Origin of the sequence: Aquimarina algiphila (genome assembly GCF_007489275.1) — a bacterium.
In the GTDB taxonomy this organism is placed as follows: domain Bacteria; phylum Bacteroidota; class Bacteroidia; order Flavobacteriales; family Flavobacteriaceae; genus Aquimarina; species Aquimarina algiphila.
In genome coordinates this window covers 128,435-154,001 of the sequence record NZ_VLNR01000011.1, presented here as the reverse complement: position 1 = coordinate 154,001, position 25,567 = coordinate 128,435, and the positions used below count along the sequence as shown (strand labels likewise).

Genomic DNA, 25,567 nt, shown 5'->3' with positions numbered 1-25,567 from the left:
TCTAACTAAATAATTGTTTAGTTGTTGGTTGAGGAATGTTTAGGTAAAAGTTTAAAAAAGTAATTTTTTCTTATAAATTAACAAAAATTATTAGAGGAGTGATGTTTGTGTATTGTCCCCTACCTATAAAATCGTGTTTTTGTCTAGTTATTTAAGGGGTAAAAAATGAAATGTCTAGTTTATGTCTAGTTGTGGTTAAAACAAGGTTCTAATATTAGTATTGATCTTTGTAAGAAAATTTTATTCTACAATTTAGATATGGTATTGAGATCCTTCCTTACGTTACTTCTGCTGTGCGTTTTTTTTGTAAGTAGTGCCCAAAAATATTCAAAAATAGGTAAACATGATTTTAATTTTGATTGGAAATTCAAACTTTTAGAACGCTCTGGAACACCTGTAAAAATTGAAGATACAGACTGGAAAGACATAAATTTACCTCATGATTGGAGTGTAGGTTTTTCATTTGATCCAAAAGGAGAAGGAGCAACTGGGTATCTGCCTGGAGGTATCGGAATATATAAAAAAGATTTTTTATTAAATATAGATGATTCTAAAACAACGTATGTGTTGTTTGATGGTGTTTATAACAATAGCAAAGTCTATTTAAATGATCAGTTGCTGGGAACTCATCCATATGGATATTCTCCTTTTTATTTTGACATCACCAAAAGACTAAGAGATAATGGTGAATTGAACACTATAAAAGTTGAGGTTGATCATAGCAGATTTGTAGACAGTAGATGGTATACAGGGTCTGGGATCTATAGAAATGTGAAACTAATACATAAAAACAATCTACATATTCCAGTATGGGGAGTTTTTGTGACTACTCCAGAAATATCTAAAGACAATGCTAAGGCTCATATAAAAACAACTATAAAAAACAATAACATATCAGAACAAGATTTTGATTTACAAATTCAGATTTATGATGATGAGAATACGTCTGTTTCAGAATATTCAAAAAAATACAAGGTAAAAGCTAGTCAGAAAATTGACGTGGAAAACATTCTTAATATACCAAAACCTTTTTTGTGGAGTATAACATCACCAAGAATGTATACAGCAATTATCACCATTGCACAAGAGGGTAAATTGATAGATAAAAATGATGTACGCTTTGGAGTAAGAAGCATAAAATTTGATGCAGATAAAGGCTTTTTCTTAAATGATATTAGTACTGCTATAAAAGGAGTTTGCCTTCATCATGATGCAGGACTTGTAGGTGCCGCTGTACCCAAAGATGTTTGGAGAAGAAGATTGCAAAAACTTAAAGATGCAGGATGTAATGCGATTAGAATTGCTCATAATCCCGGTTCACAAGAATTCCTGGACCTATGTGATGAAATGGGATTTTTGGTTCAAGATGAATTTTTTGATGAATGGGATAATCCAAAAGATAAAAGATTAAATACAAATGAGAAAAGTGTAGATGATGTAACTCGAGGGTATACTCAACATTTTCAAAAATGGGCAGAACGAGACCTTAAGAATACTATGTTAGCGCATCGCAATCACCCTTCTATTTTTCAATGGAGTATAGGAAATGAGATAGAATGGACCTATCCAAGAAATGCAGATGCAACAGGCTTTTTTAATAATATGAACTGGAATGGAAATTACTTTTGGGAAGAACCTCCACATACCATAGATCAGATTAAAGAAAAACTAGAAACCTTACCCAAAGGGAAATATGATATTGGTGAAACGGCTAAGAAATTGGCGAAGTGGACCAGAGAAATGGATACTACTCGATATATCACAGCCAATTGTATTTTACCTTCAGCAAGTCATCTTTCTGGTTATGCGGATGCGCTTGATGTTATTGGCTATAGTTATAGACGAATTCTGTATGATTATGGGCATAAAAATTATCCGGAAAAACCCATCATGGGTACAGAAAACCTTGTGCAATGGCATGAATGGAAAGCTGTTGAAGAACGACCTTTTATCTCTGGAACTTTCCTATGGACAGGAATTGATTATATGGGAGAATCAAACGATCAATGGCCAAGAAAAGCTACTCCCAGTGGTATGCTAGATGTAGCTGGATTCGAAAAACCTTCGTACCATATGATGAAGACATTGTGGAACGAAGAGCCTCATATATACGCCACTACGCAAACTCTGGATAAATCAATATACATAGAAGAAAAAAACACTGGATTAGCTGTAGAAAAAGTAAAAGATGCATGGAAAAAAGCATTGTGGGTTTGGCATGATGTAAATGATCATTGGAATTATGAAGAGAAAGATAAGGTTGTGGTAGAAGTATATTCAAACTGTAATGAAATCGAATTGTGTCTTAATGGAGAGAGTTTAGGAATCAAAAGACTAAAAGATTTTGAAGACAGGATATATAAATGGATAGTTCCTTATACCAAAGGTGAATTAAAAATTGTTGGATTAAACAATGGAGAAGTTGAAGAAATAAGAACAATACACACTTCAGGTAAGGCAGAACATATAAAAATTACAACAGATAAAATAAAGCTAAAAGCTGATGGGTATAATACAGCTCATGTGGTAGCACAATTAGTAGATAAACATGGTATTCCTGTTACAACCAGTGATGAAGAAGTGATCTTTACAGTAGAAGGAGAAGCAAAGATTCTCGGTGTGGATAATGGTTGGGCTAGTAATGTGCAAGATTATCAATCAAACAAAATTGTAACACATAAAGGCAGATGTTTGCTGCTTTTACAATCAAAAACCAAAAAAGCTGATGTGACAATTAAAGCAACTTCAAAAAATTTAACCGGTAATACTATTCGTATTACCATTGAATAACTAAAAACTCAAAAAGAATATTCTCATGAACTTAAATTATAAATGCATAGTGTACTTCTTATCTCTTGTTCTTTTGATTGCTTGTAGTAACCAAGCAGAAATCAAAACTCCAAAAGTAGAAGAAACTAAAACTAAGGAAAATATAAATGACCTAGGATTAGATGTGTCACAAGAAAAACTAGATCGATTTGGTATTACAGATAAAGATCATTTGAGTGCGGCTTCCAAAAGAGCTTTGCAATGGGAATATGTAGAAAATGATTGGTATCGAGTCTTTAATGCAATGAAACCATTAAAAGGAGATTTAGCACATGAAGAGGGGGTAGTACGTCGTGATCCATCAGCCATGATTAAAGAAAATGGTAAGTATTATGTGTGGTACTCAAAAAGTGTGGGTAAAACCGATGGTTTTGGAGGAGATATAGAAAATGACAAAGTTTTTCCCTGGGATCGCTGCGATATATGGTTTGCAACATCAGAAGATGGCTGGACATGGAAAGAAGAAGGTATGGCAGTACCAAGGGGGAAAAAAGGGGCATATGATGACAGATCAGTATTTACAGTAGAAATCATGAAACATGAGGATATGTATTATCTGTGTTACCAAACGGTAAAATCCCCATATAACGTTCGCGTTAAGAATCAAGTGGGATTAGCTTGGTCTACTTCTCCAAATGGTCCTTGGACAAAGAGTGAAACTCCTATTCTAAGTCCCGCTGATAATGGAGTTTGGAAAGGAACAGAACAAAATAGATTTTTAGTCGAGAAAAAGGGAGATTTTGATTCTCATAAAGTTCATGATCCGTGTATTATACCTTATAAAGGTAAATTTTATTTGTATTACAAAGGAGAACAAATGGGAGAAGAAATCTTATTTGGAGGACGTCAAATCCGTCACGGTGTGGCTATAGCAGATAACCCTAAAGGCCCTTATATCAAATCTAAGTATAACCCTATTTCTAATTCGGGTCATGAAATTTGTGTATGGCCGACAAAAGGAGGTATTGCTTCTCTAATTACTACAGATGGACCAGAACGCAATACGATACAATGGTCACCAGACGGAATAAATTTTGAAATCAAAGGTGCTGTAAAAGGTGCAAATATGCCTCATGCTATTGGTTTAAATCGAACTTTAAATGCTCCGGATGATAATCCGACTCAGATTTTTGATTGGGGGCTGTCTCATGTATATAACAACTGGCATGAACAAAGTATTATGCGTTTCGATTCCTACAGAAAGACGTCTCACGTAGCTAAAGGAGCCAAAAAACCGGATGGGAAGAAAAAAGAAACAACACAAAAAGACAATTAATAACTTAACATAACAACATTGAAAGCAACTAGATACGAGGGTAATAAAACCTTCAATGTAATAGAGAAAGACCTTGAAGCACCTGTAAAAGGTGATGTGCGTATTAAAGTGGCATATTCTGGTGTATGTGGTACAGATGTGCATATCTATCATGGTATGATGGATAAAAGGGTAAATATTCCTATAACTATTGGTCACGAAATGTCTGGTACTATTGATGCACTAGGTGAAAATGTTATCGGATACGAAGTCGGAGATAAAGTAGTTGTAAGACCTCTGGATGATCGTGGTGTAAAGCCTTCTGATAAAGGATTTAATCATATTTGTGAAGATCTAAAATTTATAGGGATAGATAGCCCTGGATCGATGCAACAATACTGGAACGTACCGGCTTTTACACTTCATAAATTAAGAACAGCTACAGATTTAAAACTCGCAGCGCTTATAGAACCGTTATCAGTAGCGGTGCATGATGTCAGACTTAGCGAATTGAAGTCAGGAGAAACAGCAGTAATATTAGGAGGAGGGCCAATTGGTCTACTCGTAGCTATGGTAGCCAAAGATACGGGAGCGAATGTAATCGTATCTGAAGTGAATCCTGTAAGAATTGCCAAAGCAAAAGATCTGGGTCTTGATGCGGTAAATCCGGTAAAAATGGATTTGATACAATACGTTAAAGAAAAAACTGAGGGACGATTAGCAGATGTGGTTTTTGAGGTTGCAGGAGTACAACCTGCTCTAGATATTATGACAGAAGTTGCAGGAATTAGAGGAAGAATTGTAATGGTAGCAATTCATGGAGAAAAGAAAAATGTTGATTTATTTAAATTTTTCTGGAAAGAACTTAAACTTATCGGTGCCAGGGTATATGAAAAAGAAGATTATGAAAAATCCATTCAATTAATTACCGATAATGAACTCCACTTTGAAAAATTAATAACCGATATACAACCACTTACCAAAATTCAGGAAGTGTTTGAAAATATAGATAAAAAACCTGACGGGCTTAAGATATTAATGGATTGTCAACAATAAACATAAACTAACAACACACAAATTAATGAGTATTTTAAATAAATTCAGTTTAGAAGGAAAAACCGCCCTGGTAACTGGTTGTAAAAGAGGAATAGGAAAAGCTATGGCAATTGGTCTAGCACAAGCAGGAGCAAATATTATTGGTGTTTCGGCTAGTTTAGAAAAAGAAGGAAGTGAAATAGAGAAAGAAATAAATGCAATAGGAAAAAACTTTAAGGCATATCAATGTGATTTTTCTGATAGAAAATCTTTGTACAACTTTATTAATCTAGTAAAATCAGACTTTCCCGTTATTGATATTCTAGTGAATAATGCAGGAACAATATTAAGAACTCCAGCAGCAGAACATTCTGATGAATACTGGGATAAAGTAATTGAGGTGAATCAAAATGCTCAATTTATCCTTACCAGAGAGATAGGAAAAGAGATGATTAATAGAGGGGATGGTAAAATTATATTTACAGCATCCTTGCTAACTTTTCAAGGAGGAATTACTGTACCTGGATATGCAGCTAGTAAAGGAGCTATTGGCCAGATGACAATGGCTTTTGCTAATGAATGGGCAGGAAAAGGAGTGAATGTAAATGCTATTGCACCTGGATATATTGCAACAGATAATACAGAAGCCTTACGAAATGACCCAGATAGATCTACTTCAATTCTTTCTAGAATTCCAGCTGGTAGATGGGGGAATCCCGAAGATTTTGCTGGCCCTGTAGTGTTTTTAGCATCCGAAGCTGCAAATTATATGAGTGGTTCCATTACAGTTGTTGATGGAGGATGGATGGGGAGATAATTAGTGAACAACATCAAAAAATAATAAAATGAGCAACGTAAAAGAATATCAACTGTTTATTAATGGGGAGTGGGTTAAATCAACATCTGGAGAAACTATTGATGTTATAAGTCCTTCAACAGAAGAAGTGATTGCCAAGATACAAAATGGAACTCCTGAAGAAGGTATTAATGCACTTGAAGCAGCAGATAAAGCATTTAAGTCCTGGAAAAAAATTCCTGCTCGACAAAGAGCTGAATTACTATATAAATTTGCCGATAAAATATTAGCTAAAAAAGAATATTTAGCAGAATTATTAGTAAAAGAACAAGGAAAATTACTTAAAGTAGCTAGAATGGAAGTAGAAGTTACTGCTACTTTTATTCAATATGCTTGCGAATGGGCTAGAAGAATTGAAGGTGATATTTTACCTTCAGATAATGAAAATGAGCAAATATGGATCCAAAAAATACCAAGAGGTGTAGTAGTAGCTATTACCGCCTGGAATTTTCCTTTGGCTCTAGCCGGAAGAAAATTAGGACCAGCTTTGGTCGCGGGAAATACTTTGGTAATCAAACCCACTTCAGAAACACCTCTTGCTACCTTAGAACTTGGAGATATAGCTAAAGAAGTAGGGATTCCTAATGGGGTAATTAATATTGTAACAGGACCGGGAAGAGCTATGGGGAATGCTTTGGTAGAACATCCTGTTACAAAAATGATTACCATGACAGGTTCTACTCCTGTAGGACAACAAATTGCTAGAAATGCAGCTCAAAATTTAACTCATGTTCAACTCGAGTTAGGAGGAAAAGCACCTTTTATAGTGTTTGAAGATGCAGATATTGATGCAGCCGTAGCTTCTGCTTTACATTCTCGTTTTGATAATTGCGGTCAGGTTTGTACATGTAATGAACGCATGTATGTGCATGAGGGAATCTATGATAAATTCATGGATAAATTTATAACAGCTACAAAAGCTCTTAAGGTTGGGGATCCGATGTTAGAAGATACAGATATGGGACCTAAAGTAAATGCTTCAGAATTAAAACACATGGAGCATCTGGTAGAAGTTAGTGTTAAAGAAGGAGCAACCATAGCCACAGGCGGAAAGCGACCAAAGGGATCCGAATTTGAAAAAGGGTACTGGTTCGAACCAACAGTACTTACTGATGTAACACAGGATATGACTATTGTTCATGAAGAATCTTTTGGACCAATCTTACCAGTCCTAAAGTTTAAAACTTTTGAAGAGGTTGTAACATGTGCAAATGATTGTGAATATGGTTTAGCAGCAATGATATTTACAAAAGATATGAAAACTATAATGAGATGTAAAGATGAATTAGAATATGGAGAAATTTATATAAACCGAGGGCATGGTGAGCAACATCAAGGATTTCATAACGGATATAAATTATCTGGAAGTGGTGGAGAAGATGGTAAATATGGTTTTGAACAATACTTAGAAAAGAAGACTTTTTACCTAAACTATAAATAAATCGAATATATAAATATATGAATAACGAAATTATAGAAATTGATATTAGGTTATTCGAAGTGCCTTTACCAGAAGTATTATCGGATGCTAAACATGGAGATCATTATCATTTTGAATTAGTCACAACTACCATTACCCTTAGTGATGGCAGTACAGGAACTGGATATACCTATACAGGTGGAAAAGGCGGTCATGCCATTAAAGCAATGCTCGAACATGATTTTAAAAATGTATTATTAGGTAAAGATGGATCTGATATCGAGGGAATCTATGATTTTCTGGAGTGGCATATACATTATGTAGGCCGAGGAGGAATAGCCTCTTTTGCAATTTCTACTATTGATATTGCGCTTTGGGATATTCGCTGTAAAAAGATGGGACAACCATTATGGAAAGCAGTAGGAGGAGCAAATAATACGTGTAAAGCATATTGTGGGGGGATTGATCTAATGTTTCCTATAGAGAAACTCCTTAATAATATGAAAACATATTTGTCCAGAGGATTTAATGCTGTCAAAATTAAAATTGGTAGAGAAAATTTGGATGAGGATATAGAAAGAATCAAAGCGGTTAGAGAATACATAGGTACTGACATAATTTTTATGGTCGATGCTAATTACTCGATGAGTATTGAAAAGGCAATAGAGGCTATTGAAAGGTTCAAAGAGTTTGATATAACCTGGTTTGAAGAGCCTATAATACCAGATGATTATACAGGTTATGGCGAAATTGTAAATACAACAGGTTTTCCCCTCGCAATGGGAGAAAATCTACATACCATTCATGAATTTGAATATGCCTTTAAACAATCCAGGCTATCATTTATACAACCAGATGCTTCTAATTGTGGTGGGGTAACAGGATGGCTTAAGGTTGCAAAAATGGCTAAAGAACATAGTATTCCTGTATGTTCACATGGGATGCAGGAACTACATGTTAGTTTGGTTTCTTCACAAGAAAATGCAGGTTGGCTTGAAGTACATAGTTTCCCAATTGATGAATACACAACCAGACCTTTGGTAGTTGAAAATCACAGGGCAGTGGCTCCAGATTTTCCTGGGATAGGGGTAGTTTTTGACTGGAAAAAGCTAAATCCTTTCGAAAAAAAATAAGTATAACCGAAATCGCAGTTAACAACAATAATAACCACCCATTTTGATCATTATGAAAATAGAGAAAACAAATTTTGGAAACTTCGAAAAAGATATAGTATCCCTATATACATTGTCTAATAATAATGGTGTGGTGGTAAAAATAGCAGATTATGGAGCTACAATCACATCTATTCTTACTCCTGATGCAAAAGGTAATGTCAGGGAAATTACTTGTGGTTTTGAAAATATAGAAGGGTATTTTTCTGAGGAGTATAAAAATAATGCTCCTTATTTTGGAGGAACAATAGGTAGATATGCTTCTAGAATTCATGAAGGTAAATTTAGATTAGAAGACGAAGAGTATACTCTTGCAGGAAATGATAGAGGAAACCATTTGCATGGTGGAATTCAAGGGTTTGATCGACGTATGTGGCAAATAGATGAATCTACAGAAGGAGAAAATGAAGTTCTTTTAGCATTAACTCTTCACAGCGGCCACATGGAAGAGGGTTATCCTGGAAATGTAAATGTAAAAGCACGATTTACCCTTAATAACAACAATGAATTAATTATTTCTTACCATGCAGAGACAGATAAAGCCACTCCTATCTCGTTAACCAACCATTCTTATTTTAATTTGTCGGGTTTTAAAGAAACTGTTCACAACCATAAAGTAACGATACATTCTGAAGCATTTCTTGAAGGAGATGAAAAAGGAGTTCCGCAAGGTAATAAAATAGAAGTGGTTGATCGACCGGAAGATTTTAGAAAAGGGAAACTATTTAGTAAAGCTTTGAATCAGATGGAAACAGGTTTTGATACGTACTTCCTTTTTAAAAAAGATTTCCAACTAAAGAAAGTAGCTTCTATTGAACATTTTAAAAGTGGTAGAGCAATGGATGTTTTAACTACAGAACCTGGAATGCTTTTTTATTCGGGATACTTTACTTCAGACCATTTAAAAAGAGAAAATGGAGATCAATATGGTAGATATAAAGCTTTTTGTTGTGAGACGCATAGATACCCTAATGGCCCAAATCTTGATATCGCTCCAAAAGCAATCACATATCCGGGAGACCCATACACCAGTAAAACAATCTTTAAATTTTACACTACTTAATAAATACCATACAACAAATAAATATTCACACTTCATCTAAGTAAAATTCAATATTATGATTTTAGGAGTTTTAATTGCCATTATTGCAGGTCTCATGTTAGGTTTATATGCATTACCAGAAAAATACACCAAAGGCTATGAATTTGAGAATACCTGGGGAATGATGTTTTTAATTAACATGTTCATCATTCCGATTGCGGCGGGTTTTTTATTAGTTACAGGATTTAATAGTATTATTACTAATATCCCTACAGATATTCTTTGGAAAATGGTTTTTGCTAGTGTTCTTTGGGGAGTTGGAGCAATGATGTGGGGTAAAGCAATTAATCATATTGGTTTGTCCTTAGGGTTTTCTATATTCATAGGGACTGTAATTTTAGTAGGTTCATTGCTGCCATTTCTTGTAGATGGTTTACCACCTTCCAATGTGTTTAGCGTGATTTTAATAGGAATTATTATTGTGCTTTTAGGTGTGTTCTTTAACGGAAAAGCAGGTATTCTTAGACAAAATGAAAATACAGAAAATCAAGATACCAGTAATAATAAAAATTCGTCTATGATCATTGGTATTATTATAGCTGTTGCAGGTGGGTTATTAGCAACAGGCTTTAGCTATGCTAATGCTTTTGGAAGACCTTATTTACATGAAGCTAGTCAACAAGCAGGAAATCCAGAATGGGTAACTGCCGTTATGGTGATGATTGTTATATATGTTTCTGGAGGTCTTTTTGTTATACCTTATTTTATGTATCAATTGAGTGTAAAAAAACTATGGGGTAAGTTTAGTTCTTCTCATACAGGCAAAAACATAATATCTACTTTTATAATGGCTTTATTGAATTTTGCTGCTTCAGGAACGTTTGCCTTTGCAGCTTATAAACTTGGGTCTTCGGGTAATACAGTCGGTTATGCGATTTTTAATACATCATGTGTAGCAGTTGCTATAATTACAGGACTCTTAACTGGTGAATGGAGTAAAACCGGTACAAAACCTAAAATGTTTTTATATCTAGGTTTGATAACTATGACTATAGGAGTTGTTGTTATTGCAGTAGGAAACGGAATGCAATAAAATTGTTGTTCTTTTAGCTGAATTTTTTGATCGAAAATTTTGATTATAGAAGTCAAGATTTAACTATGATCTTAAAGGTACCATTCTTTATAAGGATACTTATAAATTTTATATAATTTAAAATATACTGAGTTTGATTTTTAAGGAGAAATCTCTCTATTTTTTTATAATCAAACTTTTTTAACTATTTCAAATACGTTAAAACAACGGCCTTGTATTTGGTAAGAATACAAGGCTGCTTTTTGTTGTTATATTTAGATAAAAAGATTAATTAGCATCTATTGGTTTATAAACACGAATCCAATCTACTTTAAATGTATGGTCATCTGTGTTTTGAATCTCAGAATCTTTAGGTGTACGTCCGTTACAAGCATTCCAGTTTTGATCTTCAACATTGATGATAATATCCATTTCTTTATCCAAGTTCATTCCATTTGCCAAGTAATTTAATGGATCAATTACACTTGTTGTTGATGAATTTTGAGCTTCTTCAAGACTTGTAGCAGTATTTGTCGCCTGAAACCCATTTCCGCCCTTAGGAATTACTCCTCCTTCTAAAGGTTTGGGATAGGTATATTGCCAATTACCATTTATGTCACGACTTGCAAAAGCATTATCAGATAATGTTCTTACATGTTCTCCATCTATGTAATATTCAAGATGCTTAGGATCTCTCCAGTATACTCCTACGCGTACCCATTTTCCTCCCCATTGATTTACTCCGTCTTTTCTCCACCAACTACCAATATCTGTAGGCTGATAATCCTGAAAAGGATCACGAATAAAAGTATGATGACTCAAATGTACGCGTTCTGCAAGCCAAACATTTCGATCATCCTCACCTTTTCCGCCATAAGCTTCGATAATATCAATTTCTTGTGTGTCATCAGGACTTAATAACCAAACATCAGAAGCAGTTACTGCATTTGCTACTCTTACACGAGCTTCGATATATACAGGATATAAGACTCTTTTGGTAGAGGTTATACATCCGGCTCTTGTCGTGGGTAAAGTCCAGGTTTCTGTTACTCCGTCGGTATCACAATCTACATCAAATGATTTCATTTCACCATCATTTCTAGATGCTTTTATTTGTAATTCGCCACCAGAAACAGATACATTTTGTCTTACCCATTTTGTAGGTCCGGGACCTTCCCAATTGTTATGATAAAAATTAGTCCACTTATTTCCAAAAGTAGCTTCAGCTGAGGTTGCTGCAAAGGAGTAATTAAAATCATCAGAGGAGTCGCTTTGTAGCTTCCATGATTTACCTTCACCCGCAGAAGCAGGAACGGAGATACCTTCCCAATCAGTGCCAACACTATCTGGATCTACAGGATCAGGATCTGGTTCTGGGTCAGGAGTTTCTGCTTCTGTTATTGGAGTTTCGGTAGTTGTATTATCACTAGAACAGGAATTAATAAAAACATAGGCACAAGTGATTAATAAAAACAGTTTCATTTTCATAAGAATTTAGTTTAAGTAATTATTTTATTCAGGGCTTTAAGAGATGGATTTTTTTAGTCGTCACTCTATTCTTTAGTCTATACTGTAAAGCGCAAAGACGATTATAAAGCATAAAGATTTATGAATAAATAATCTGTCTTTTGTTTAATAAAAGATTCAAAAAACCGAAGAAAAGAATACTATAAATAGTATTAGAAATCATTTTCGAGGTTTTAAAACAAAAAAGACTACGGTATTGCCGAGAATTTTGATGATTTAAAATTAGTACTCTTTATTTTTTAAGAATAAAAATGACACTAGACAAAAACTATACAATACTCTGATAAAACTTAAAAAGACTTTAAAAGAACCCCTATCCCCTTTACGTTATCTATCCTTTTTTAAAGACAAATTAACAAGACAGATTATATTGATGATGAGTCTATGCATTATCGTATAATTATAGGTTTTTACTATGGTATACTGGGATTTATTTGATTGAAATAATATAAAGTCTTCATTTATTATTGTGTTCAAAAAACTATTGAAATTGTTTTGATCAACACAAGTGATAAAAAAATAAGCAGATATGTTTTTTTTGAGAAAAGAGCTTTTTGATTTTAATAATATCAAATATCTAAAAATGTCAATTCATTAATAATAGGTGAGTATGTTTAACTACTATGTAATTTTAGATACAGATAAAATATAAGGGATACAAATTTTTAAAAATTCACAAAATCCAAAATTCCCGAGATCATTCGTTTTAAATTAAGTAGTTGTTTTTTAGCTTTTTAGACTTGGTTTTATACCTGAGAAATGACCGTCTAGTTTTAGTCTAGTCTGTTTTTTTTTAATAAAAATTTAAGATTTATATGTTTGTTTTGAATATTTCGCGATAGGTTTTTTAAAAACATGCGGAATCTTCAAAAGACACAGATTTTTATTAAGCTATTTTATTTATGAAAAAAAACAAAACAATTTTTGAAAGAAAATATCATTTGTTATGGATGTTTACTTTGATCATTTTTTCTGCGACTACACAAGCGCAAGAAAAAGTAAATATTTCAGGTACAATAACAGATGGTAGTATTCCTATACTTGGGGTAAATATTTTAGTACAGGGGACTGACAGGGGAACTGTTTCAGATTTTGATGGAAATTATACTATTAAAGTCAACAAAGGTGAAATTTTAGTTTTTTCATCAGTTGGATTTATAACGCAATCCATTAAGACAGAGGAGCAAACTACAATTAATGTGGTTATGGAGGTATCAAGTCAAGAGCTGGAGCAAGTTGTTGTGGTTGGATACGGTACTCAAAGGAAAATTGAAGTTACTGGAGCTGTAACAAGGTTGAGCTCAGATATCATTTCCAAAGCTCCTGTATCAGATTTGGGAGAGTCGATACAAGGGCAAATTGCAGGTGTTAACATACAGGCTAATGGCCGTCCTGGCGATGTCGCTAATATTCAGATTAGAGGTGTCGGGTCTTTGAGTCCAGGGTCTTTAGGGCCTTTGTTTGTAGTTGATGGAGTACCTTTTCAAGGTAATCCAAACATAGCTCCAAATCAAATTGAATCTATAAATGTATTAAAAGATGGAGCTTCTGCATCTATATATGGTACAAGGGCTGCAAATGGTGTAATTTTAATTACTACCAAAAGAGGAAATAAAGGACAATTAAGAGTAGAATATGATACGTACATTGCTGCCCAAAATATCACCTCGGGAATTCCTTTAATGAATACTGATCAACAGTATTTTTCTGATTTAGCAGTTAATGAAAGATTAGGAACTACAAACCAATTATTGTTTTTGAGTCCAAATGCCTTAGATTTTGATAGTGATTTTGTTAATGATATCCAAAATGATAATGCGTTAATGCAAAATCATAGTATTAACGTTTCAGGGGGAAGCGAAAATTTAACACTTAACCTTAATGGTTCTTATTTTGAACAAGATGGTGTTTTGATTAATTCGGGTTTTGATAGGTTAACTACCAGGATAACTGGTGAATACAAAAAGGACAGGCTTAAAATATTCTCTAGTATTGGGTTTACCGAAGAAAATAGAGAACAAGAACCATTTGGCTTATATGAATTTGCAATATCTCAAAGGCCTTTTCAGGCTCCAATTGCAGATATAAGTCCTGTAAACGGAGTTGTTCAATTAAATCAAGGTAGTAGTTCAAATCCAGTATTATTAGGTTTTTTAACAAGATTACTTAATAATGAAGATGATAGAGTGACAAGAACTTCTAATATTGCATTTAGTGTAGATTTTGAAATTCTTGAGGGGTTAACCTATAGAGCTAATTTGGGTAGAAACACATTTGATTTCAGGCGTAAATTCTTTCGACCTCAATATCTGTTATTCGATAATACTGGGGCACTTGTCCCCAATGGTTCTAATGTAGATGCATTACTTGACGAAAGTTTTATATTTTCTGAAAGAAGTACTATAGAAAACTCTATAAATTATTCTAAAGATTTTGGGAAGCATGGTTTAAAATTATTAGCATTGACGTCCTATGAACAGTTTGATTCAAAAAATGTTCAAACCGGTATAATAGGTTTACCCAGTAATGCTACTAGCGTGCTTTCACAAGGAGAAAATGGTACAACCCCACTTGGAATTGATACCAAGAACGTTTTAACAGGACTTTTAACGAGGATTCAATATAATTTTGATGATCGTTATCTTATTTCTGGAAGTTATAGAAGGGATGGATCTTCTAATTTTGGGCCTAATAATAGATTTGGTAACTTTTTTGGATTTTCTGTAGGTTGGAATGTTAGTGAAGAACCATTCTTTAGGAATGCAAACCTAGACGCTATTAACAATTTAAAAATAAGAGCCAGTTGGGCAGAAATTGGAAATCAAAATATTCCCCCGTATCTGTTTAATCCACAAATTGAAACTGGGGTAAATTATATTTTTGGTGGTGAATTAGAATTTGGTCAAACTGCCCGACGCTTTTTTGATGAAAATATCAAGTGGGAAACTAAAATATCTAAAAATATAGGTCTTGATTTGGGAATGTTTAGTAATAAATTGAACCTTACATTGGATGTGTATCAAAATGATAGAGAAGATCTTTTGTTACAAGAGAGATTACCTGCTTCTGCAGGAGCTAATACGCCTGTCCAAGGTAATGTTTTTGGAGCTCGCCTTGTAAATGCAGGAAATCTTACCAATAAAGGAATTGAAATTGCATTATCGTATAGAGACCAAACAAAATATGGTTTAAAGTGGGGTGTATCTGGGACTTTTACTAAAAATAAAAATGAAGTTACCGATCTTAATGGTGTATCAAGAGGTTTTGCTGGGGGACAGACTATATTTAGTCAAGCGAATAATGATTTAACAACTTTCTTGGCTGAAGGATACGAAGCAGGTGCCTTCTTCTTAATTCAAAATGATGGAATTTTAAAAACCCAGGAACGGGTCGATGATTATAATAGTAGAATTGGTGGTAACGCAGCACAGCTAGGCGACCTTGCTTTTATAGATCAACTTACTGTTGATACCAATGGGGATGGTGTTCCTGATGCTCGAGATGGTCTGATTAACGATGATGACAGAGTATATTCAGGTTCGGGTCAACCAGAATTTGAAGCGGGTCTTAATATAAACTTAGAATATAAAGGCTTTGATTTTTTTATCCAAAACTATTTGGCTTATGGTGCCGAAGTTTATAATGCTTCTCGTTTAGTAGCTTTTGTATATGGTAGACATTTAGAGCAATTTGGCCAATGGACACCGTCAAATCCAACCTCTGACATTCCAGCACGAGATAACGGAATCTCTAGTAGTGTTAGGCCTAGATCAAACTTCTTTTTAGAAGACGGATCCTATTTGCGTATACGTAATATCACATTAGGATATTCTATTCCAGAGACTTCATTACCTGATTTTTTCAGTAAAGTTAGAATTTACACTACAGCACAAAATCCTTTTACTTTTACAGATTATACAGGTTTTGATCCCGAAGTAGCTGGAGATGGAATTTTTACAAGAGGAGTAGATGCCGTGTCTTATCCTATTACAAGAAGATTTTTATTTGGTCTTCAACTTGATTTCTAAAAAAAATATTAAGTATTATGATACAATATAATAAAATTAAAGTTTTTCTGATATTATGTTTTATTTCGCTTCTTACGATAAGTTGCGATAAAGATGTGTTAGATATAGAAAACCCAAATGCAGTTACAGAAGCTACTTTTTGGAAGACTCCTCAAGATTTTGATGCCGCTTTAATTGCTACATATGGTGCATTACAATTTCAGGCAATTAGTGGAGCAGGGATACCTTTGGAAATGGTACGTGGAGATGAGGCTGGATCAGAGGATTTTTATATTCCATGGTTTCGTCTTTCCAATTTAAATGTTAATGATGGAGATGCTCATGTCGTTAATAAGTGGAGTGCATTATATATTGGTGTTTTTAGAGCAAATCAGATCCTTGACCAGTTAGAAGTTAATAGTGATGTTTTCCCTACTCAAGAAGAAGCTATTTTGGTAGAGGCTCAAGTTCGTTTTCTAAGAGCATATTTCTATTTTGAGATAGCACATTCTTATGGTGGCGGTGTGATAAGAACTTCAGTTCCTAATACGAATGAAGAATTATCGATTCCATTTAGTTCAATAGAAGAAATTACCGATCAGGTGATTCTACCAGACCTTTTATTCGCAAAAGCAAATTTACCTCAGTCATGGCCTGATAATGAAGAAGGAAGGGTTACCTGGGGAGCTGCTACTTCTTTGTTAGGAAAAAGCTATTTATATAGTAAGGAATGGTCTCAAGCAGCCGGAGAATTTAGAGAAGTTATTGATGCTGGTATTTATAGTTTGGCTCCTAATAACCTAGATAATTTCTCTCATGAAGAAGGTTTTAATGTAGAATCTATTTTTGAAGTACCCTTTTCTGTAGAGTTTAATCCAGGAGGAAATGGTATTGTTGTAGACAATTACCCAGGTGTAGCAGGTTCAGAAACAGCTGATGTAGCGCTATCGACTGGCCATCTAAGGTTTGGTGGTTTTAATACTATATTGCCCACATACTACATGCATGAACTTTTTGTTAGGGATGAAATTGATCCCAGTAACCCTATTAATGATGGTAATATCCAGTCTAAAAGAATGGGAGCAAGTATAGTACCTATTGATGGAGATGGACTTTATTATGGTTTGCCAATAGGAAGTAGACCTGGATGGGTATTTGGACAAAGTTCTTATGTTAAAAAATACTCGAACTGGTATCATCTCGAACAGGAAGATGGTAATAGAAGATCCGAAATTAATTATAGAGTTATTCGATTGGCTGATGTTTATTTAATGTATGCAGAGGCTGTTTTAGAAGCTAATGGAGATTTTGATACTGCTATTGATTTCATAGATAGAGTGAGAACAAGAGCAGGTGTAATTACATTAAGACAATACATAACAGATGATGGAGGCATTCCTGAGTTTCATATTAGTGAACAGGTAGCATCAAGGCCACGATCTTTTGCAGTTGCAAGTGTAGAAAGTGTAAGAACTCATATTAGAAGAGTAGAAAGACCATTAGAATTATGTTTTGAAGGTTTTCGATGGAAAGATTTAGTACGTTGGGGAATTGCAGGAAGTGTATTGAATGAGCTTGCCCAAGATGAGTTGTGGAGAACTCAAAATCAATCAGGAATTTTAGATGTAATTGCAGATCCTAATGTGCCTGGCAGTGGTGCAGGGGTTGCCCCTTTATTCATTAGGGAGAAAGTAAGACCAGATTTTCGTACTCCTAGTGAAAATTATAACCCACAAATTCATGATTATTTACCTGTACCTGCTATTGAATTACAAACAAACGATCAAATTGGTGGTTAATAAAAAATTGATGATATGAAAAAATATTTAAAAATAATAATGCTTTTGGTCACTACAATTCTTTTGATGACCAATTGTCAAAATGATGATGTTGATACTGATATTCCGAGTAAAAGAGTAATCTTTACTTCAGAGCAAACTCAAGGTAATGCTATACGTGTGAATACTTCTCTTTCATTTGGAGACATTTCTTCGGGTGTTATCTCTAGAACCTGGAGCATTCCAGAAGGTGTAGCTAATATTACTGAATCTAGTGAAAGTAGGATAAAACCCATTTTTAATAGAGTTGGGCAACATAATGTAACATTAACTCAAACTTTTGAAGAAAGTGCATTCGTAAATGGTGTACAAAGAGGAACCAAATTAGATACAACGATAGTAGTTACTGTACTAGAGCCTATTAAAATTGACCTAAAAGCAAACTATATTAATCCAGATGGTTCTCTTGGGGCTGCTCTTAATTTATCAAATAATGTAGAAAATGAAGTTATCGCAAGTCGATCTGTTCGTTACACTTTTGATCCTGTAGGTTTACCACAAAATATTGCTTGGACACTGGATGGAGGAGATCCGGATGAAGTGGTAGGTACTATGAATCAGGTTGATGTGTCTTATAAACGCATAGGAGTATATGATTTCACAGTAATAGCGAATACACCAAGACCTTTTGGAGGTGATACTATATCGTTTGAAAAATTAATTAAAGTTATTCCTTCTACAGACCCTGTAACATTAGGTAATGTTGAAGGGAAAAGGGATGGTACTCTAGCCCTCGAATTTAGTAGAGAAATGGATGAAACAACAATTAATGCGACGGATTTTTCTATTGCTATTGAAAATGGAGGTAGTGTAATACCTGCTACAATTAGTAGTGTAAGTATTAACCCAACTGAAAGAAATATTTTGAATATTACTTTAGACGGAGAGTTGATATATATAGACGATACGGTAACGGTCTCATATACAGCGGGAGGGCTATCCACTGCTGATGGAGTCCAATCAGATAGTTTTACCGAGGTATCTATGAATGTATTTGAGCAAAGTCCAAATTTGCTAGAGGCAACAGCTGCTACAACAGATCCTGGATTTGAAAACTCACTTTCTTCGGATTGGATAGATGGTGGATTTGCTTTTGGAACCTCACTTGATGCAACTTTAACAGTGAATAACACAAGAGCTCATACCGGTATAAACAGTGGTCTTGTTACTGCAAGTGCTAATACCAATAGTGTTATATATAACCAAGGGAAAGAATTTCCATTTGAAACAGGAAAAACATATCAACTAGGGGTTTGGTCGTATTTAGAAACTAGTATTGATCGTGCTACTACAGGATTTGATCCAGAGTTTAGATATTATTTTAATCAAACAGGGGGGCCTAATTATAGTATTGCAGGACCAGTAATTCCATTCCTTAATATTCCTCTTAACGAGTGGGTATTTAATTCAATAATTATTACCACTACTGCTTCTGATGGACCTAAAGAGATAATGATTAGGTTCTTAAATGAAGGCAATGATAATGATCTTAGAGTTTATATTGATGATTTATCAGTTAGTGAAGTAATTCTTAGGCCTTAATCAAATAAAATTTGTTTAGTCAATTTTGAATACTGAAAAATGAGGTTATTTATTAGAAAAACTATTTACTATAAGTGACCTCATTTTTATCATGAATCAATATATGTCTGATTTAAAAACTACTATTTATAAAATACATAAGATATAAGTACTGATAAAATTATTAACCTATTAACACAAACTCTTAAAACACTTATAACCTAAGAAAAGGCTTATGGACCAGGCTATATATAGCACGTTAACCAATCCACAAGACTTCATTTTTTTTACTCTTATAATTTGCTTTTATCCATTTTTGGAATAAAAAGTTTATATAAACTAATGTCTATTCTGAACTAGACTAGAGAGCAAATTGAAGTAAATCTACTTTTGGTTTTAGCTGTTTAATGATTTAAAAAATAGAGCGCAGAAGTTACTTTTTAGTAATCTCAAGCTTATCCATGGTATCCATTTTAGTAAAAAGCGATTCGCTTTTTAGACGGTGAATTATAAACAACCTAGAGTTCACTAACAATCAATGTATATCACATAATTGCGTATTAACCCTTTAAATTATATAAACACAAACGTATTTAACATGAAAACAATTAATCATTATTTAGTAATGGGCCTCATTTTATTATATCCCATAGTAAACAGAGCCCAAAACGTAGAAGTAGATGTAAATCTAAATATCAAACATTCTGTAGGAGGAATATCTGATTTTGGAAGAGAAAGACATATTACCATGCACTCCAGTCTTTATGAAAACGCATGGGAAGGGGAATTAGATAAAGCTGAACGCTTGTTCGAAGATCTAGATGTGCAGTTAGGTCGTGATAACGGAGTTGCATCTTTTTTACATCAATTCTCACCAGAAGATGAAAATAACAGACAACATCATGATCCTGATAGTTTATCTGTATTATTAGATTTTTGGCAAGGTGAGTATCAGCAAAGAATAACAGACAGAGGTTTGCTTAAATATAAGAACGAGCAATCTAGAGGTGCAATAATGGGAACTAACCCACATCCTACTTATCCAACACTTTCTTATTTTGAAAATGGATTAAATGGATCTACATGGGGAAGAGAAAATAGTTTCACCTGGATTCCTCAAGACATAGAAACTTCTGCAGCTTGGATGGTTCAATATCTAGAAGAGTTTTTTGTTGAAAACGCAAGTCAAGAAGGTGTTGTTATGCCAGAATACTGGGAAGTAATCAACGAACCTGATTTCCCTTTAAATACCGGGCAATTTATGATGTCAAGTTGGGAAGATATTATGGAGTACCACAATTTGGTAGCTCAAGGTATTAAACAAAGATTAGGTAATCGTGCTCCTAAAATTGGAGGTATGACTTGGGGATTACATGATCTATTTAGGGGTGATGGTATTTCTCGCTTTGCAACAGCTAGTTATGTAGATGGTTTTTATGGAAATACAGCAGCAGATGAAGTAGCTAAGGCATATGCAAGAAGCCAGGTGGATACACCATTATTTAATCGTCCAAGAGATACACCATGGTACCAATGGGATGTAATTTGGAAAGAATTTATTGACAGAGTTGGTGATAATATGGATTTTTATTCAGTGCACTTTTATGATTGGCCTCAATATCAGAATCAAGGAGGACAAAGAAGATCAGGTGGACATGTGGAAGCTACTTTAGAAATGTTAGAATGGTATGATGTATTTAGGAATGGGAAAAATAATAGAAAACCTGTTATTATTTCTGAATATGGAGCAGTTGCTAATTCATGGGATCCAATGCCACACGATACCCGATTTGATTGGGAAAACCTAAAACCTTTTAGTGCAATGATGATGCAGTTTTTAGAAAGACCTGATTATATCGAATTATCAATGCCTTTTCACTTATTAAAAGCGCAGTTTAGAGATATCGATAATAATGGTGATGGTATACCAGAAGTTGTATATCATTATAAAACTTTACGTGATGACGACGGTGATGGTGTTTGGGAATATAGTGAGCTTGTAAAATGGTACGAACTATGGGATGATGTTGATGGAACAAGAGTTGATACTAAATCCTCAGACCCTGATATACAGGTGGATAGTTATGTTGATGGTAATGAAGTGTACTTAATTTTAAATAACCTACAAGAACAAAATACGACTATTAGTCTGAATTTATTCGAGGATAATGATAATAATCCAACAAGTGTTCGTATAAAGCATCTTTATTTAGAAGGAGTTAGAAATATTGTTTTAGATGATAATACTACTAATAATATTCCATCATCAGTTACGTTAGGGGCAGAAGCAACAATGATATTAAAATATACATTGCCTAATGCCGTTGCAATCAATCAAACTTCAGTAGAAAACAAATTTTACGGAGAACCTGTTAGTAACAATCAAAGAGTAGCTATTAATAGTGGAGATAATACATTTTTTGTAAATAATGTTACGGTACCTATTGATGCAGACAAAGCCGAAGCAATGATAAAAATGACCGTTACTCTTTTTGATGCACCTCAAACCGAGAATGGATTCTTATCTATTAATAAATTAACTTTTAATGGAGTTGAAGTAGAAACTCCTTTTGATTGGAGAGGAGAAACTCAAAATAGATCAAAATGGTTTGGAGCTTTAGAAATTCCGGTTCCGGCAAGTTTGGTACAAACAAATAACACTATTGTTGTAGATTTTCAGCATGTTGGAGAAGTTAACATAGTTAATTTATTAACATGGGATTTCTCTAAGAAACCTGGTAGATCAGATGGTAGTACTGATCCCGACCCTATTGCTGTTACAGGAGTTGATGTTTCTCCGGATACTATTATCCTAAATCAAGGGCAGACATCAACAATTAATGCCACCATTTCTCCTGCCAATGCAACTAATAAAAATGTAACATGGAGTACTAATAATGCAGCAATAGCTACTATAGACACTAATGGTATAGTAACTGCAAACGCTAATGGTAATGCAATTATAACAGCAACAACTGTAGACGGCGGGTTTACTTCTTCTACCAATGTTATTGTAAATGACAACACACCTCCTACAAATGACATAATCATAATCGAAGCAGAAGATTTTGTAAATACCGGAGGAACTTTTAGTGATAGTTTTGCCGGCGGACCAGGTCTTGGTGTAAACAGAACCCCAACGAACATAAATTATGTTAATAATGGGGATTGGGCAGAATATACAATCAATGTAAGCACTACCGGGGATTATAAAATTGAATATCAGATATCTACTCCATCTAATAATGCTCAGATTCAGTTATTAATCGATGGTGTTGTAGTAGCTACCGATAATGTTACTAATAATGGTCAGTGGGATAGTTATACTGCCTTAGTATCTTCTAATACTATAGCAAATTTGACATCAGGAAATCATACAGTACGAGTACTTGCATCTGGGACGAATCCATGGCAATGGAATTTGGATAAAATTATATTGACCAGAATAAACAATAATAATAGGACACTGAGCAAAAATAAAGATTTAGGAGAGCTAAGTCTTTTTCCTAACCCTTCTACAGGAAAAGTATTTATTCGAGGATTGAACAAAGAAATTGAGCATGACATACGTGTATATGATATAAAAGGAGCCAAATATCTTGAAGAAAAACTTAGTCACGACCATATGGTAGATATAGAGAGTTTACCAAAAGGGGCCTATTTTATTACGATTAATAATTCCGAAAGAAAAAGGACGACTTTAAAATTGATCAAAAACTAATTGATATAATTTTTCAGATTTAAGAAACCCATAAGGCATAGTAGGTATTTTAAAAGTGTTGATATCATCAAAGAACGATATCAACACTTTTAAAACCGTTAATACCAAAAATAAATTTTAACTAACACAAATCATTTTTATATGAAAACACAAACATTATTAATTGCGTTTTGCTTGGTTTTTTTACAACTACAAGCTCAAGATTGGAATGGGATTTCAGTCCCTGCCAATGCAGGTCAAGGTAAAACATGGGAACTTCAAGAAGGACCTTCAGATAGTTTTAATTATACGTTTAATGAAACGAATCAACGTTCAAATTTCGGAAGTAATAAATGGTATAACTTCTATCATAACGGATGGGATGGCCCAGGTACAACCTACTGGCAATATAATCATGTATCGGTTAATGGAAGCGATTTAGTACTACGAGCCTCTAGAAACCCTAGTACTGCAAAATTAGGAGTACCAGGTGTTAATGCAGGATGTATAACATCTAATAATAGAGTGAAATTTCCGGTTTATGTAGAAGCAAATGTAAGTGTAGCAGATATTGTATTGGCTTCTGATGTTTGGTTGCTAAGCCCTGATGATACACAAGAAATTGATATTATAGAATGTTATGGTGGTGATGAGCAGGGTAATGCATTTTTTTCTGAATTTATTCACTTAAGTCACCACTCTTTTGTTCGTAATCCATTTACAGATTACCAACCAAGAGATCGTAATAGTTGGTGGAGTAGATCAGATGTAAATAATTGGGGAGAATGGTCATGGAATAATGGTAATAGACGATATGTGCGTATTGGGGTAAACTGGATCAGTCCTTTTCATTTTGAGTATTATGTAGATGGAGAATTAGTAAGAGTTTTATATGATAAAGCATTTGCAACAAAAAGAAATGGTACCTGGTTTTATACCTATCCGACCATGACTAATGGAGCTCTGGATACAGGTAGTGATGGATTTCAGTTAGCGGTACAATATGCTACTGGGAGTAGTTATTCATTTCAAACTTTACAAGCAGCAAGTAATACATCTTCTGTAAGTGTTATAGACCCTTTTAATTATCAAGGAGGGAATGGATTTACAAAAGAAATGGATATTATTATTAATGTAGAATCTCAAGATTGGCATGTATTAGCTGGTCGTACTCCAACCGATGCGCAATTAAATGATCCTGCAAGAAACACTATGAAAGTGGATTGGCTGCGGGTATATAAACCTATCTCATCTAACAATACTATTCCTGTAACTGGAGTGACTGTAACACCAAATAATTTGTCTTTGGCTGTGGGTGAAACCGGTTATTTAACAGGTGCTGTGATTCCCGCGAATGCTTCTGTGAAAACAATGACTTTTACTTCCAGTAATACTTCTGTAGCTACCGTAAATCAAAGCGGTGTTTTAACCGCTATAGGAAACGGTACTGCAACAATTACGCTGAATACTACTGATGGAGGATTTACAACGACAGCTACGGTAACAGTAACAAGTAACCCTACTACAGATGATATTGTAATAGAGGCAGAAGACTTTATTAATACAGGAGGCACTTATAATGATAGTAATGCGGGAGGTCCTGGCTTTGGTGTAAACGCCACAGGAACTAGTATCAATTATGTCAATACTGGTGATTGGGCAGAATATACAATCAATGTAGGTAGCTCTGGGAATTATAAAATTGAGTATCAGATATCTACTCCATCTAATAATGCTCAGGTTCAGTTATTAATCGATGGTGTTGTAGTAGCTACTGATAATGTTACTAATAGTGGTCAGTGGGATAATTATAGTACACTAGTATCTTCTAATATGATAACAAATTTGACATCAGGAAATCATACAGTACGAGTACTTGCATCTGGGACGAATCCATGGCAATGGAATTTGGATAAAATTACATTAACCAGAATAAATAATAATAGAACGCTTAGTAAAAATAAAGATTTGAGAACGTTAAGTCTTTTTCCTAATCCTTCTACTGCAACAGTATTTATTCGAGGATTGAACAAAGAAATTAAGCATGATATACATGTGTATGATATAAAAGGAGCCAAATATATTGAGGAAAAACTGAGCCATGATCATATGATCAATATAGAACGTTTACCAAAAGGAGCTTATTTTATTGTAATAGATAATTTAGATAAAAGTAAATCAACTTTAAAATTGATCAAAAACTAATGTATACAATGAATAAATAACTAATTTTTTTAACCCCACTTTTATGTAGTTTTTAAAATTTATATGTAGAATAACATAAGTATAAAAG

Annotated in this window: 14 protein-coding genes; 13 read left to right on the top strand and 1 reads right to left on the bottom strand. The window is 34.1% G+C overall.

Annotation, left to right across the window (positions count from 1 at the left end; translation table 11 throughout):
- Nucleotides 1-258: 258 nt before the first annotated feature.
- Genes FOF46_RS07455 through FOF46_RS07420 form a run of 8 tightly spaced genes read left to right on the top strand, consistent with a single transcriptional unit; the run spans nt 259 to nt 10,702 of the window.
- Nucleotides 259-2,790, top strand: coding sequence for a glycoside hydrolase family 2 TIM barrel-domain containing protein (locus FOF46_RS07455; protein WP_143916018.1), 2,532 nt, complete (start codon nt 259-261; stop codon nt 2,788-2,790).
- Between the two features lie 25 nt (nt 2,791-2,815).
- On the top strand, nt 2,816-4,105 hold the full coding sequence (locus FOF46_RS07450; RefSeq protein ID WP_143916017.1) for a glycoside hydrolase family 117 protein: 1,290 nt from the start codon (nt 2,816-2,818) through the stop codon (nt 4,103-4,105).
- 18 nt (nt 4,106-4,123) lie between these two features.
- Nucleotides 4,124-5,140, top strand: coding sequence for a zinc-dependent alcohol dehydrogenase (locus FOF46_RS07445; RefSeq protein WP_143916016.1), 1,017 nt, complete (start codon nt 4,124-4,126; stop codon nt 5,138-5,140).
- 31 nt (nt 5,141-5,171) lie between these two features.
- A complete protein-coding gene (locus FOF46_RS07440) occupies nt 5,172-5,936 on the top strand; it encodes an SDR family NAD(P)-dependent oxidoreductase (RefSeq protein WP_208746761.1) in 765 nt (254 codons plus the stop codon).
- A 28-nt stretch (nt 5,937-5,964) separates the two neighbouring features.
- Nucleotides 5,965-7,416, top strand: a complete 1,452-nt coding sequence (gene aldA / locus FOF46_RS07435; protein ID WP_143916014.1) for an aldehyde dehydrogenase — start codon at nt 5,965-5,967, stop codon at nt 7,414-7,416.
- 17 nt (nt 7,417-7,433) lie between these two features.
- Complete coding sequence (locus tag FOF46_RS07430; protein WP_143916013.1) at nt 7,434-8,528, top strand: mandelate racemase/muconate lactonizing enzyme family protein; 1,095 nt, start codon at nt 7,434-7,436, stop codon at nt 8,526-8,528.
- 52 nt (nt 8,529-8,580) lie between these two features.
- Nucleotides 8,581-9,630: an aldose epimerase family protein gene (locus FOF46_RS07425; RefSeq protein WP_143916012.1), complete on the top strand. Its 1,050-nt coding sequence runs from the start codon at nt 8,581-8,583 to the stop codon at nt 9,628-9,630.
- Nucleotides 9,631-9,685: 55 nt separating this feature from the next.
- Nucleotides 9,686-10,702, top strand: coding sequence for an L-rhamnose/proton symporter RhaT (locus FOF46_RS07420; protein ID WP_109438892.1), 1,017 nt, complete (start codon nt 9,686-9,688; stop codon nt 10,700-10,702).
- A 267-nt stretch (nt 10,703-10,969) separates the two neighbouring features.
- Here FOF46_RS07420 and FOF46_RS07410 read toward each other — a convergent pair whose 3' ends face one another.
- The gene (locus tag FOF46_RS07410; RefSeq protein WP_208746759.1) at nt 10,970-12,169 is read right to left on the bottom strand and encodes a LamG domain-containing protein; all 1,200 of its coding nucleotides are present in this window, start codon (nt 12,167-12,169) and stop codon (nt 10,970-10,972) included.
- Nucleotides 12,170-13,110: 941 nt separating this feature from the next.
- Here FOF46_RS07410 and FOF46_RS07405 point away from each other — a divergent pair.
- The 5 genes from FOF46_RS07405 to FOF46_RS07385 all read left to right on the top strand — a co-directional run bounded on the left by FOF46_RS07405 (nt 13,111) and on the right by FOF46_RS07385 (nt 25,479).
- On the top strand, nt 13,111-16,236 hold the full coding sequence (locus FOF46_RS07405) for a SusC/RagA family TonB-linked outer membrane protein (protein ID WP_143916011.1): 3,126 nt from the start codon (nt 13,111-13,113) through the stop codon (nt 16,234-16,236).
- Between the two features lie 17 nt (nt 16,237-16,253).
- Entirely contained in the window at nt 16,254-18,014 is a 1,761-nt protein-coding gene (locus FOF46_RS07400) for a RagB/SusD family nutrient uptake outer membrane protein (RefSeq protein WP_109438890.1), read from the top strand.
- A 15-nt stretch (nt 18,015-18,029) separates the two neighbouring features.
- Nucleotides 18,030-19,595: a hypothetical protein gene (locus tag FOF46_RS07395; RefSeq protein WP_143916010.1), complete on the top strand. Its 1,566-nt coding sequence runs from the start codon at nt 18,030-18,032 to the stop codon at nt 19,593-19,595.
- 577 nt (nt 19,596-20,172) lie between these two features.
- Complete coding sequence (locus tag FOF46_RS07390) at nt 20,173-23,295, top strand: carbohydrate-binding protein (protein ID WP_143916009.1); 3,123 nt, start codon at nt 20,173-20,175, stop codon at nt 23,293-23,295.
- A gap of 141 nt (nt 23,296-23,436) precedes the next feature.
- Nucleotides 23,437-25,479, top strand: coding sequence for a carbohydrate-binding protein (locus tag FOF46_RS07385; protein WP_143916008.1), 2,043 nt, complete (start codon nt 23,437-23,439; stop codon nt 25,477-25,479).
- Nucleotides 25,480-25,567: the final 88 nt, after the last annotated feature.